At 71.4% G+C, this 12,811-nt stretch carries 15 protein-coding genes; all 15 read right to left on the bottom strand.

Annotated features, from left to right (window positions below):
- Window positions 1–18: 18 nt before the first annotated feature.
- The 15 genes from A6P39_RS27035 to A6P39_RS26965 all read right to left on the bottom strand — a co-directional run bounded on the left by A6P39_RS27035 (window position 19) and on the right by A6P39_RS26965 (window position 12,555).
- A complete protein-coding gene (locus A6P39_RS27035; protein WP_067039440.1) occupies window positions 19–1,410 on the bottom strand; it encodes a tyrosine-type recombinase/integrase in 1,392 nt (463 codons plus the stop codon).
- Window positions 1,410–1,613, bottom strand: a complete 204-nt coding sequence (locus A6P39_RS27030; protein WP_067039439.1) for a helix-turn-helix transcriptional regulator — start codon at window positions 1,611–1,613, stop codon at window positions 1,410–1,412. Before A6P39_RS27030 ends, A6P39_RS27035 begins: the two co-directional genes overlap by 1 nt.
- Before the next feature lie 283 nt (window positions 1,614–1,896).
- Window positions 1,897–3,066: a DUF3631 domain-containing protein gene (locus tag A6P39_RS27025; protein WP_067039438.1), complete on the bottom strand. Its 1,170-nt coding sequence runs from the start codon at window positions 3,064–3,066 to the stop codon at window positions 1,897–1,899.
- A 367-nt stretch (window positions 3,067–3,433) separates the two neighbouring features.
- Window positions 3,434–4,357, bottom strand: a complete 924-nt coding sequence (locus A6P39_RS27020) for a bifunctional DNA primase/polymerase (RefSeq protein ID WP_067039436.1) — start codon at window positions 4,355–4,357, stop codon at window positions 3,434–3,436.
- A gap of 88 nt (window positions 4,358–4,445) precedes the next feature.
- Window positions 4,446–5,723: a DNA cytosine methyltransferase gene (locus tag A6P39_RS27015; protein WP_067039435.1), complete on the bottom strand. Its 1,278-nt coding sequence runs from the start codon at window positions 5,721–5,723 to the stop codon at window positions 4,446–4,448.
- 90 nt (window positions 5,724–5,813) lie between these two features.
- The gene (ssb, locus tag A6P39_RS27010) at window positions 5,814–6,260 is read right to left on the bottom strand and encodes a single-stranded DNA-binding protein (RefSeq protein ID WP_067039434.1); all 447 of its coding nucleotides are present in this window, start codon (window positions 6,258–6,260) and stop codon (window positions 5,814–5,816) included.
- 4 nt (window positions 6,261–6,264) lie between these two features.
- Entirely contained in the window at window positions 6,265–6,435 is a 171-nt protein-coding gene (locus A6P39_RS27005) for a hypothetical protein (RefSeq protein ID WP_199840671.1), read from the bottom strand.
- Between the two features lie 17 nt (window positions 6,436–6,452).
- Window positions 6,453–6,908 carry a hypothetical protein gene (locus A6P39_RS27000; protein WP_067039433.1) on the bottom strand — a complete coding sequence of 152 codons (456 nt, stop codon included), beginning with the start codon at window positions 6,906–6,908 and terminating at the stop codon, window positions 6,453–6,455.
- 169 nt (window positions 6,909–7,077) lie between these two features.
- Window positions 7,078–9,126, bottom strand: a complete 2,049-nt coding sequence (gene traB / locus A6P39_RS26995) for a plasmid transfer protein TraB (RefSeq protein WP_199840670.1) — start codon at window positions 9,124–9,126, stop codon at window positions 7,078–7,080.
- 13 nt (window positions 9,127–9,139) lie between these two features.
- The gene (traA, locus tag A6P39_RS26990; protein WP_079133123.1) at window positions 9,140–9,724 is read right to left on the bottom strand and encodes a plasmid transfer protein TraA; all 585 of its coding nucleotides are present in this window, start codon (window positions 9,722–9,724) and stop codon (window positions 9,140–9,142) included.
- A gap of 19 nt (window positions 9,725–9,743) precedes the next feature.
- Entirely contained in the window at window positions 9,744–10,244 is a 501-nt protein-coding gene (locus tag A6P39_RS26985) for a hypothetical protein (protein WP_067039432.1), read from the bottom strand.
- A 229-nt stretch (window positions 10,245–10,473) separates the two neighbouring features.
- Window positions 10,474–11,529, bottom strand: coding sequence for a hypothetical protein (locus tag A6P39_RS26980; RefSeq protein ID WP_067039431.1), 1,056 nt, complete (start codon window positions 11,527–11,529; stop codon window positions 10,474–10,476).
- Between the two features lie 23 nt (window positions 11,530–11,552).
- Window positions 11,553–11,936, bottom strand: coding sequence for an RRQRL motif-containing zinc-binding protein (locus A6P39_RS26975; RefSeq protein ID WP_067039430.1), 384 nt, complete (start codon window positions 11,934–11,936; stop codon window positions 11,553–11,555).
- Window positions 11,936–12,265, bottom strand: a complete 330-nt coding sequence (locus A6P39_RS26970; protein ID WP_067039429.1) for a hypothetical protein — start codon at window positions 12,263–12,265, stop codon at window positions 11,936–11,938. Before A6P39_RS26970 ends, A6P39_RS26975 begins: the two co-directional genes overlap by 1 nt.
- Window positions 12,262–12,555, bottom strand: a complete 294-nt coding sequence (locus A6P39_RS26965) for a hypothetical protein (protein WP_067039428.1) — start codon at window positions 12,553–12,555, stop codon at window positions 12,262–12,264. The genes A6P39_RS26970 and A6P39_RS26965 overlap by 4 nt, the downstream gene beginning before the upstream one ends.
- Window positions 12,556–12,811 lie beyond the last annotated feature (256 nt).

Here is a 12,811-nt window from a genome sequence, read left to right as displayed (position 1 = left end):
GAAGTTCTCCGGGCGCCGTCAGGCGGTGTCAGGCAGGTTGGGAAGATCCCCGCGAGCCAAGATCCGCTGTTTGAGGTCCCGGAGCTGCCCCGAGATGCACCGGGCGTAGATGGCCAGCAGCACGGGGACGCTGTTGCCCGCCCACTCGGCCACCTGCGCCGGCGGGATGCCGTCGTTGAGCCAGTTGGTCAGGCAGGTGTGCCGGAGGTCGTACACCCTCTTGCCAAGCGGCGAGGCGAATTCCTCCGGAGAGAGCACTTCCGCGCGAGCGGTGCGCCACGCTCGGCGGATGACCGAGCCCGCGAGCATGCCGCCCTTCTCGCCCTGGAACAGGAGATCTCCCGGCTTCAGGCTCTCTGCCTTGATGTGCTCGCGCAGGATCCGCGTCAGCGACGGGTGTCCCGGTACGACGCGCGTGTCGTCCGAAGCGCGTCCCTTCAGCCCGCGCTCTTCGTGGATCCCGCCGTCATCCGTCCAGTTCTTCCCGACCTCCGGCTGAGCCGTGTGGAACAGCAACTCGCACCACTGGTCTTCGGCGTTCTCGGCAGGCAGGCGGACGTCCGCAACGCCCATCGCCACAACCTCCTCCGGGCGGGGCCCGGCGTAGTACATCGTGGCGAAGAAGGCGTGCAGCCGCTTGCCACCACGCGAACGCCGACGGACCCACCCCAGCAGGCGCGCCGCCTGCTCCGGGTTGAGCAGAGACCTCTTGTCGACCGCGGACGACGTCTTGGGCGCCGCCCCTCTCCCCTTCGGTAGAGGATTCGCCCGCAGGATCCGGTGCTTGACCGCGTACTCCATGGCCACGTTCAGGATCCGTCGGTTGCGCTTGACGGAGCTTGCCGCGGCGCGCGTGCCGTCCAACTTCGAGTCAACGGCCCGGAGCACTTCGTCAACCTTGGCGGGGTCCTCCCATGCAGCCATGGTCAGGGTGTTGCGCTCCACCCACTTCAAGATGGCGGCCATCTCGAGTGGAGCGTCCTCCCTGCGCCGCGTGTTGAACGCGAACTCCCGCAGCGCCGTGCGCACGTCGACCGGCCGGAACGTGGTCGGCTGGGTGCGCAGCAGAGCAACGGTGGTAGCCATGAGCGCCTTGGACGTGTTCTTGCGGTTGTTCCCGCCGGTCCGGTGCCATTGAGCGTCCGCGAACTGGACGGCGAAGTCATACCAGTTCACCGCGCTCGCCCCGGACTGATGCGAGATGGGGCGCCCCGTGGCGAGGCTGAATGCCTCGCCACGGCGCGTCGCGCTGACCAACTCGGAGCGGAAGGCGTCCGCCAGTGCCTTCGTGTCGAACGGCGCTCGCCACTCCTTGCCGTCCAACTCCCATCGGACGGTGTGGGTCGTCTTGCGCTTGCCCTTGTAGACCGCCGACTTCCAGATCTTGACGCTGTACGTCATGCCGTCCATCAGGCGGCGTCCTCCCGGTCGTCCAACCAGTGTTCGTAGTCGCTGCGTCGGACCCGGATGTCACCGTTGGGCAGCTTGATGCAGCGAGGGGCGCGCCCCTTCGCGCGCCAGTCGTAGAAGGTGGAGCGCGAGATCTTCAGGTCCTTGCAGATCTCCGCGAGCGTGAGCTTGTCGTCTCGGGGCTGGTACGCGGCCGTCGTCACCGCGTGCTCCTCTCATGGGTCCGGACAGCCGCGCCACCCCGCAGGGGGCGTCACGCTGTCCCATGTGGGCCACAGAGCGGGGAGAACCGGGTTCCGGCTCCCCCCGACAGATCCGCTACTTCCGCTACCTCCGCTACCTCCCTGGTCAGGGGAATGATCGAGGTAGCGGATAGGGGCAGCGGTAGCGGATGGATCCGCTACCGGCCCCGGGACGGTGGCCGCGGGGCGGGTAGCGGATGAGGCGCGGCGGTAGCGGATGCGGAGCACGCATCCGCTACCGATTTCAGGGCTCTGACCTGCCCGGTAGCGGAGGTAGCGGAAGTAGCGCACTTTCAGCGGGGGGCGGGCAGTAGCGCTGCCACGCGTCGTGAAGGTCGCTCGCGTAGTAGCCCTTCATGACGCTTCCGCCGGTCTTGATGTTGCGGGCCGCGATCGGGGTGTTGTCCGCGGTGACGTACTCGCGCAGCATCCGTGAGAGCCCGCGGGCGTCCAGGGGCTTGCCGCTCATGTCCGCCCACGGCGCCTCTTCAAGGCTGTGGAGCCGGTCCAGGATGGCGACGGTGGGCAGGCGGTCGATGCCGTTGAACACGTAGTCGCGCAGGTCGGTCAACAGGCGGATGCCGATGCTGCCCTTGTCGCTGGTCTTGGCCGCGTTCACCAGCTCGACGCAGGCGGCGCGGGCCCGCTCCGGCCAGGCACCGCCGGCCGCCTCCGCGACGGCCAGCAGGGGTTCCCACACGTCCGCGGGCCGGTCGCTGATGCCCTCCGGGAGTTTCGGGAACACCCCGTCGACCAGGTGGCGCACGGACTGTGCCCAGTTGGCGAGTCGGTCACGCAGCGCGTGGCCCTCCTTCTCGTGGATGCGCTGGCGGAACGGCTCCACCTGCTCGTTCGGCGCGCGGCGCCGCATGCGGACGATGACGGAGCGGGTCAGGATCGTGTCCGGCAGCGAGCCGAGTCCGGCGACCGCGACCGCGCAGAACGACGGGAACTCCTGTACCTGCTGGTTGGCGCCGTCGCCCACGCACCGCCACATGACGCCGGAGCGGCGGTGCCCGGCGTTCAGGAACCCCCGGAGCTGTTCGTTCTCCCCGGCCTTGGGCCCGAAGACGGTGTCGATCTCGTCGAACAGGATCGTGGGCCGTCCCTCCATCCCGGAGACCGCGCGAAACAGCGCGGACGCGGACGCGTTGACCGCGACCATCGGGTACGGCACGAGGGTTTCCACGATCTCAAGCGCCCTCGACTTCCCCGATCCGGGCTCCGGGGAGAGGAACGCGATGCGCGGGGTGGAGTCGAAGCAGTCGAGCAGGTGGGCGTGCGCGTCCCACAGCGTGACGGCGACGTAGGCGGCATCGAGGGGGAAGATGTTGAAGCGCCGGTGGAACGCTTCGACCTCATCGAGCAGTGCGGCGCCGTCGGTGGGCGGTGCGGGCGTCTCGGTGCTGGTCACGCGACGTTCCTCCCTTCCTGGGTGGTGCGGAGCGGGCAGAGGTCTCGGTGGGCTTCGTGGTCGGCGATCAAGGCCAGCACCCTGCGCTGCCCGACGGCGCTCACATCCCGGCCGCACAGACACGTCGAGGTGGCCGTAGGGGTGGCGCCGCGCGGCGCGCGGATGTGGAGCCAGGCCACGGAGAAGCGCCCGTCACCGCCGGTCGGGCCGCTGGAGTGCTGCTCGGCGGGAAGGGCTGAAAGGACGCCCTGACGGGCGGCCTTTCCTTGGCCGCACCCCTGAGTCGGGCGTACCGCGCTGGTGGCGGAGCCGGGGCGACCGGCCGTGTCCGGTGGGCATTTGGGCTGCGGGCGGGGCGGGTGGTGGCTCATGCCGTCCCCCGGGCGCGGCAGGTGCGGGCGGAGTAGGCCAGCGCGTCACGGATCGTCGCGCGGCACTCGGCCGCCGGCAGTCCGGCCGCCTCACCGGCCGCCCCAAATGCCTCCTCGACCACGTCCCGGGCGATCTCTCCCCAGACGACGAAGCGTCCGATGGCAATCGTGCGCTTGAGCAGGAGGTCATGCCGCTGCCCCTCCGGCGCCTTGCTGACCCGCGCGGCCTCCCGTTCCAGTGCCACCGTGGCCCGACGGGTCGCCCCGCCCGGGACCAGCAGCGGGGCGGGCGCCGGGGCCGGTGCGGGCGCGGGCTGGAGGCGGTGCAGCAGCCATGCGGGCAGCACCGCCACGGGCGCGTTGTCGGTGACCTCGTACGCCCCGGCCGGGGTGACGCTGCCCGCGGCCACGATGTTGCCGCCCCACGCGCGGGTGTCGACGTTCGGCGCCACGGTCTTGGCCGTGCAGGGCAGGCGCACGCCGGGCGGCGCGGTGAAGTACAGGTGCATGCCGCCGGAAGGCGTCCGCACCGTGTAGGTAGTCGGCCAGGACACTCCGGCGCGCTCGCAGAGCGCCGAAAAGGCCGTCGCGCCGCAAGGCGCGTCCGAACTGCCCTTCCCGCTTCTCTCCTTGGGTACGTCCAGGTCGACGACGACCAGACCGGAAGGCCCGGTGGCGATGCCGACATTGAACGCGCCTGCGGACCATGCGGCGCGGATACGGTCGGGGTCGGTGGTGGCGCGCTGTTCCCACTTCACATGTCCGCCGGCGCACTCGCCCGTGCGGGGGCAGGCGTGTTCGCCGTGCAGGGCGGATGCCTTGCCGCCGGGGCGCAGCGGGTGGACGTGCCAGCCGCGCACGGCGGCGGCCAGAGCGGCGGAGAGCATGTGCGCTCGCCGTGTGGTGGTGCGATGGGTCATGCTGGATGCCTCCAACAGGTCTGTTGTGGACTGGTTGGCCGGGGCGACCGCGTGTCTTTGGCGAGAGAGGCGGTCGCCCCGGGTGTATCTAGGCGATTTCCAGAGCGAGCTGGGACGGGGCAGGGCCCGCGGATTCGGGGACGGCAGCGGCGAGCAGCGCGCGGTACGCGTGAACGGCCTGATGGATGACGACGCCGTTGCCGAGGATTTTGAGCTGGTCGGAGCGGGACAGACCCAGGTCCGCACCCGTCACCCAGCCGGGATCGGCGCCCATCATCCACTCCACGAACGCCGGGGACAGACGGCGGTTGCCCTTGGTGCCCGCCTCGGTCGGGTCCGGCGCCAGGCGCCCCAACACCTGCTCCCAGCGTCGGATGGCGGGCCCGTAGTCGGTGCCGTTGGTGGCCACCCACCGGCCGTCCAGTCGTACGGCCTGTCCGGGGAGGTAGTAGTTCCCGGCGCTGTCGCGCTGGTTCGGTCCGCCGTGCGGCCCGTCCGATGCCTTCGGGGTGGGCAGCAGGTTGACCACCACTTCGTTCAGCGGGCGGGAATTGCTCCCCAGCAGGTTGGACGCGCCGGACTTCCAGTCGCGTGCCGCCGGGGTCGGCAGGAGCGTGACGGCGGTGCGCAGGTTCATGCCGCCCTTACGCTTCGGGGAGATCCCGGGGCCGCCGGTTCCGTCGGCGGCGGCCGGGGTGGGCAGCAGCGTCAGGCGTCCGTCGGGGGCAGCAAGAAGACCACTTCGTCCTCCAGCGTGGGCCCGTGCCCGCCCGCCCTGCGCTTGTCCGGGTGCTGGGGTCCCCCATTGCGTCCCAACTGGGAGGTGGGGGTCTTCAGCAGCGGGATACGCGACGGCGAACCAGCGGTCTCGCCGGTGGCAGGCTCCGACTTCGGGATCTCCAGCTCGTAGGCACATCCACCGCGCGTCATACCCGCTCGCGGCCAGGTCCGCGGCGACGACGTCGAGTCCCCGGCTGCGGATGGCGGCGACGTTTTCCAGGAAGACGAGTCGGGGTCGAAGGTGGCGAATGGCGCGGGCGATGGTTTTCCACAGTCCTGAGCGGTCACCGGCGATCCCTCCCCGAGGTCCGGCGTTGGAGATGTCCTGGCAGGGAAAGCCGGCGGTCAGCGCCGCTGGGCGCGGAAGCGAGTCGGACAGGGCCGACCAGTCGACGGCCGTGATGTCACCCAGGTTGCGGGCACCGGGCAGGCGGGCGGCCAGCAGCCGGGACGCGGCAGGGTCCTTCTCGCCGACCACGGCCGTGGGCAGACCGGTGACGGCTTCCACGGCCAGGTCCAGCGCGCCGGACCCGGTGCACAGGCTGATGTTGCCGCCCTCCGGCGGCACGGTGGGGTGAAGGGTCATGCTGGATGTGCCTCCAACAGGTCTGTTGTGGACTGGTTGGCCGGGGCGACCGCGTGTCTTTGGCGAGAGAGGCGGTCGCCCCGGGCACGGTTAGAACGGCGGTTCGTTGCCCGGCTCGGGGCGGTTGTCCCCGGTGTTCCACGGGTCGCCGGACGGGGCGGCGCCGCTGGTGCGCTTGCCGTTGATCTGGACGGTGGTGAAGCGCAGGGACGCGCCGATCTCGTCGACCTCGACGGCGAGCATCGAGCGGTTCTCGCCCTCCGGGGTCTGCCAGTCGTGCTGACGGATCCGGCCGGACAGCACCACCCGTGAGCCCTTGCCGAGCGACTCGGCGACGTGTTCCGCGAGGGTGCGCCAGGCGGCGCAGCGGAAGAACGTGGACGTGCCGTCCTTCCACTGGTTCGACTCGCGGTCGAAGGTGCGCGGGGTGGAGGCGACCGTGAAGCGCGCGAGGGCCTGGCCGGAGGCGGTGAACTTCAGCTCCGGGTCGGCGGTCAGGTTGCCGATGATGGTGATCGGGGTCTCTCCGAACGACATGTGATCACTCGCTTTCGGGTGTGGCGGGCCGGTGGTCGGCGGTGATGTAGAGGCGGATGCGGCTGCCGTCGCGGGTGGGGTACTGGCGTGCCGGGCCGGTGTCGAACGCGGCGGCCAGGGCCCGGCTGACGAGGTCGGCGTCGTCCGGCTCGCAGATGACGCGAATCTCGAACACGGCGCTCCTCTCGGGGTTCAGCCGTGGAAGTGGCTGCGCTTGATGACGGCCTTGCGGATGTTGACCGTGGTCCCGCCGTGGTCGTGGTGGCTGGTGGCGCCGAAGATCTGGACGGCGATCCAGCCGCCGAAGATGACGGCGGCCAGGATGATGAGCTGGGTGATGAACGCGGTCAGGGCGGCGATGAACGAGGTGAGCAGGAACAGCCCGCCGCACACCGCGCCGAACCCGATGCCCCCGAGCGCGATGTTCACCGCGGTGCGGGAGACGGCCGGCCGCGCCTCGACAGCCGCCGGGACCGGGGCGGAGGTGAGGGTGTAGCCGGTGACAACGCGGCCGTCGGGCAGCACGATGCTCTGCACGGCCGGCGGCGGGCCCGGCTGCATCGGCACCAAGTGCCCGGTGGGCGGGTGCACGGTGATCGGCTGGGGGTGGTGGACTTCGACGGCCGTGGGCCGCTCGGGGTGGGTCACGGCAGTTCCCTTCGGTACGGCCGCGGGCCCGCGCACGGGGGTGTGCGCGGGCCCGCGGGAGGGTGTTACGAGCAGGTGTTAGGCGGCGTGACCGGCCGCTGTTAGGGCGGGTAACACGCGTGCCTGCCTAGGGTTTTGGGTGTTAGGCGGGCGTAACGCGTTACGGGTGTCAGGCGGCCGTGAGGGCGGGGACGATGCGCCACCGACCGGTGGTGTTCGTCGCCTCCAACCGGCCCTCCTGCGCCGCCTCCTTCAACCGCAGGGACACCCACGAGCGGGACAGGTTGTGGGCGTCGCACCAGTCCGTGAAGTCCTTCGGGCCCACGATCATTCGGCCCTCACTCTCGAACTCCGCCAGCGCGTCCGCGAACAGCCGACGCGCTTCCTCCGGCGACGGCTTGCGCCCCGGCTCCTGCCCGAAGATCGGGGCATCGTCGCCCTCCTCCGACGCGGGGAGGTCCGCCTCCGGGTCGATGTCCCGGTCCTCCGGGTCGACCAGCAAGCCGCCCTGCTCCATGTCGTCCTCCTCCTGCTCGACAGCCCGCAGGCCGGTCGACTGCTCGGTGCCGGACGCGGCCCGGCCGGTGTAGGCGCGTCCGGCGACGCTGGAGGCGGCGCCCGCGGTGACGGGGTCGGCGTGTGCGCCGTTGCGCTGTGCCCAGGTGGCGAGCAGTTCCATCACCGGCACGGCCCGGTGCGTGAAGCGCCGGGTACGGCCCGGGGAGGGATAGCGGTCCTCCGGGATGCCGGGCGAGACGACGTAGCAGTAGCCCGGACGCCGGTTGCCCCACGCCCCGGGGTGGGCGCCGGCGGCCAGGACTTCGTCCGGCAGCGAGAACCCCTCGTCGCGCGCATCGCAGCCCAGCGCGATCACCGACGGCAGAGAGGCGCGGGTGCTGGTGGACATCTGGTCGTACGACGGCCGCTGAAGCGACACGATCAGCGAGATACCGGCGGAGCGGGCTTCCTGCGCGATGCCGGTGAACGCGTCGTCGCCCAGCGCGCGCAGGGTGTTGGCGGCCTCCTCGAACCAGGCCACCAGGAACGGCATCCCCTCACAGCCGCACGGCCGCCCGTCCGGGCGGCAGGTGTGCTCCGGGCTGTTCTGCGCCTGCGCCGCCTCCGGTACCCACTGCCGGTAGCCGTGGGCACCCAGCCAGCGCGTACGCGCCGGAATCGCGGCCTCGACGGCCGCAACCATGACTTCGGTCGGGGTGCCACCCTCAACGCCCCAGTCCAGCCCGGGGCGCAGGGCCGCGAAGTCCTGGAACGCCTTCGGGTCGGAGAACCACACGATCACGTCCCGGCGAGACAGAATCTCTGTCAGCAGGTTCAGGGCCGTGTCGCCCTTGCCGGACCCGGTCCCGCCTGCCACCAGGACGTGGGTGGAGTTGCGGCCCGCCTCCGGGTCGCCCGGAAGCCAGATCACCAGCAGGGCGCCGTCGTCGTACCGGCCGATGACCAGCGGCTCAGCGATCGAACCGCCCAGGTTCGACGGCCCTTCCCACTCGACGACTTCGGCCAGCATGTCTTCCGGCACGATGACCAGTTCCCCACGCCGGGCGGAACCCGGATCCGGGGTGTAGCGCACGGCCGACGTCGGCAGGTCCAGGGCGGAGGCGATGTTGCCCAGCGCCTTCGTCATGTCGTCATTGGTCTGCACGCCGGCTTCCAGCGCGACCGGCGCCGTGACGCGGTTCGGCTCCACCTTCGCGTTGCCGATCTGCGCCCTGGCCAGACCCACCTTCTCCAACAGCCCCTTGTCCGAGCCTTCGCCGGACGCGTCCGGGTTGTGCCGCAGGACCAGCCGCACGTTCCAGGACAGAGCCAGGGCGGGCCCGCCCATCAGGTACAGGTCCCCGACCGGGCTCGCGGTCGGGCCCGCGAGGCATGCCGCGGTCAGCCAGGCGGAGCCCGCGGCCACGGTGATGGCTGAGTGCAGGCGCCGCTGCTGACTGGTGTTCTTGCCGATCAACCAGGTGGCGCCGGTCAGCACCACCGAGCCCAGCGTGAGGCCCACGGCCGCCGGTGCGCTGTCGGCCCACCGCAGGTGACCGAGCACCCCGGCCAGGCCGGTACCGGCCCACCCGAGCCACGGCGGGATGTGCGGCTTGGCCCGGTGCAGCAGGTACTTGCCCACTCCGCCGGCGTCCGAGCCGCCCCGGAGCTGAAGTTCCAGCAGCTCCGCAAGCTGATGCTGTGCGTCGCGCTCAGCCATCGAACGAACCTCCTTACTGCTGAGCCCAGTTCATGACCGGCTGCTGCGGCCTGCGGGCACGGTGACGGACGCGGTTGATCTCTTCCTCGTACTGCTGCTGGAAGGTCGAGTAGCAGGCCGCGGCGTTCTTCGCGGCGTCCCGCAGGGCGTCGGCGGACTTCTGCAACTTGCGGGCCACCTTCGCGGCGCGGGCCCGGGAGCCGAACGGGCGCCCCTCCGGGTCCGGGACCGCGGCCAGCACGCCCTTCATGATCTCGGCACCCATGGCCACCTCGATGGACAGCGTCACGGCCGCCGCGCGCAGGGTGTTGCAGTACTGCCGCACCTGCGCCGGGGAACCGAATTCCGGGGCCGGCAGCAGGGATTCAGCGCGTGAGCCACCGCCGCGAGCGCCGGTGCCGCCTGTGCCGTTGGTGGTCTTGTTGCCTGCGTTGATGTTGAGGGTGAACCCGGGCGCGAACGATGCGCCGAAGTTCTTGCTGTTCACCGCGCCCTTGGCGTAGGAGCCGTTGGCTCCGTCGATGAGCGGCCGGCCTGCGTGCTGAGTCTCCCGGTAGCGCCGGTTCGCGGCCCGGTTGGCGGATCCGTTGTCTGCCATGAGTCGGGTTTCCTTCGGGTCAGTGGGAGCGGCGGACGATGAGCCATGCGGTCTGAGCGACCAGCCAGGCCAGGAGCCAGATCAGGGGCAGCGGGCCCGCGAGCGGCCCGAACCCGGCCGCCAGCGCCAGCCAGGCGAACCCGGCCGTGGCGAGCAGGGACAGACCGGCCCGCCAGACGACCGCGGCCGTGCGTGCCGGTCGGCGGATCTGGACGAAGCCGAGCCACAGCACCGGAGCGACGGCCAGGGGTGCGATCAGCAGGCCGGACCACCAGGCGAGCGCGTGCAGGATCGCGGTCAGCGGCCACGCCGACACGGCCAGGAAAGTGGGGGCGAGCGCGCCACGGAAGCGCCACAGCATCCGTCCCAGGAACCCGACGGCTTCGCGGGTCAGGGAGGGGCGCTCCGGGACGACGACCACGAACGGCTGAGCGCGCCGACGCCCGCGCTGGCGCGGGATGTGGATGGTGTGGACACCCGCGGCCGTCTTCACGCTGCGGGTGCGGGTACGGCTGGACACAGCGAACTCCTTGGTTGGAGGGGCGGTTGGGCGGTGCGCGATGCCCCGACCCCCGTCTGTGCGGGTGCCGGGGCGGGCTCACCGGGTCTGCTCGCCGGGTCTGCGAGGGTGCCGCTCGCCGGGGCTCACCGGGTCTGCTTCACTGGTGCGGTCGACTGCTTCCGGCAGTCGCAACGAGGGCCAGCCCACTTCCACTGGGCTGGTCCTCATTGGTGGTGCCGGACGACGGTCAGGCTTCCGATTCCTCGTGGGACATCAGCGAGCCCCACGCCTTGCGCACGCGCTGTTCCCCGCCGACGAACCCGCCCTCGCGGAACGCGGTGACGGCCTGGCGGTAGGACAGCGGCGGGTCGTCGGAGTAGCGCAGGTGCCGCAGGACGACGACCAACTGTGCATCGGTCAGCGGCTCGCCGGCCTGCGGGGTGGGAACCCCGGCCACCGCCGCGATCTCCTCCAGCGTCACGGGGGGTGTGACGGGGGCCGTCACGGGCGTGACGGGCTCCGGCGGTACGGTCTCGACTTCGGCCGTGACCTGCGTGTCTTCCTCCGTCACGGGGGGCGTGACGCTCTCCTCGTTCGCGCCCTCGACGGCGGGTGACTCGGGGGCGAGCGTCACGCCGGGGGCGGGGGCCGTGACGGGCAGGGCGAACATGCCCGCCAGTGCGGAATCGGCGCCGGCCGTCATCCGCTCGCGCTGGACGCCGACCAGGTGCGCCCCAAGCAGGGCGTCACCGGTGCCGACCTTCTTCGCGAGCTTCCACGACTTCAGCTCCGAGTCCTTGCGCGCGCCCTCTTCTGGGTGGTTCGCGGCGCGGGCCCGGTGGTAGGCGAGGCGCTGCATGACGGCCGCGTTGCGGCGCTGCGCGTCGGCGTCCACGCCGGTGCGGTAGACCACGATCCGGCGGGCCAGCAGGCCCATGCCCTCCGCGGCCACGCACATGGCCATCGGGGTGAACGCGAACACCACCGACTCCGTCCCCGTCGGCGCGACCGCTGCGCCGGTCAGGGAGGCCACCGCCGGCAGCGTCCACAGACCGACCCGCACGGCGGCCGGGGAGGACTGGCCCAGCATGGTCAGCCCCACCAGGGTCAGCGCCAGAACCAGCGTCGCGCCCTCACCCGCGGCGACCACCCCCAGCGCGGTAGCCGACCGATGGAACACGGAGGTGATGTTGCTGTAGGTGCCCCACGCACCCAGACCGCCGAACGCGACCATGGGCACCGCGGCGGCACTCAGCACGAGTGCCTGGCCCCAGCTCAGGGACCGTTCTCGGATGTCGTTCATCGGACCTTCCTGTCTCGATCAGGTCAGGTGGTGCGCTGTTCCTCGGTGACGATGCACATCCCGCAGATGCCGTAGGAGCGCGGGATGCAGTAGCCGACGTCGAGTCGGCAGCGGGGGCAGGTGCGCCGGGCGAGCATGGCCAGCGCGAGTGCGCCCCATTTGCGGGAGGTCATCGGCCGCACGGGCTTGGCGCGGTCGACGCGGTAGAGGTAGCTGACCCGCTCGCCTCCGGCCCGCCGGTTGCCCCGCATGATCTGCGCCGCGATCGGCTGACCGCCCGGCCGTAAGCCCCGTTCGCGGAGCTGCCGGCGGGTGGCCAGGCCGTCCGGGGCCAGGCGCCACGGGTAGGTGGGGATGCCGTAGCGGGCGCCGGTCGGGTCGAAGCACTTGCCGAACGCCCCCGACATCAGGCCGCCGCTCCCACCAGCGCCTCAGCCGGGATCCGGGCGTAGGCCACCAACTCCAGCTCAGCGCCCGCGTATTCGATGGACGACCGCAGCACGCGCGTACGGCCGCCGCTCTGCGTGCCGTGGGTCACCGCGTCCGGCGCGATGCCCAGCGCGTCCCGCCAGCCCTCAAATCCAGCCAGGTCGTCATGGAACGCCAACTCCAGCCGCTCCGGGTAGATCGGGGTCACCCGCACGGCCGGTGCCGACAGGTGCCCGAAGTCCGCGGCCAGCAAGCGCAGCGCCCGCAGCGGCGCGGCCAGGTCGTCCAGCGTCAGACCCTCGTTCATGCCGCAACCCCCCTGCGCACCGGGCGCCGACGGGTGGGGCGGACCAGCGGGACCACGTTGAACAGCTCCGGGTTCTCGTCGACGATCCGCGCGGCCAGGCGGATCAGGTCGTCGGGCAGGTCGCTGAACTGGGGGTCGGAGAGGATGTCGCGCGCCGCGTCCAGGCGGGCTGCGCGTTCCTCGGCCGTCTCGCCCTCGACACCCAGCCACAGCTCGACCGGGGTTCCCAGCGCCAGTTCCGCGAACTCCGCGGCGGTGACGGCCTCATGACCAGCAACGATGTACTTCATGGGACGGACTCCAGTGAGACGGGAACGGCCCAAACAACAGCGGCCCCGGTGCGCCAGCACCGGAGCCGCGAGCCGTTGAAGCGGGTAGATCCGGCTCCCCACGCCCCGCCCGTACGACCGCCGCACCGAGTGCGGGACCGGACGGGCGAGGGAGGCAACCGGCCGCAGCGCTAGCCGCTGCGATGGCAGGTAGAGAACGGACCGGATCGGCCGTGAGCGCGCGTTCCGCTCACGAACCCGGATGACGAACTGGCGC

The sequence above is a fragment of the Streptomyces sp. FXJ1.172 genome, assembly GCF_001636945.3.
Lineage (GTDB): Bacteria > Actinomycetota > Actinomycetes > Streptomycetales > Streptomycetaceae > Streptomyces.
The sequence above is the reverse complement of the archived record's forward strand: the minus strand, read 5'-3'. Positions and strand labels throughout refer to the sequence as shown.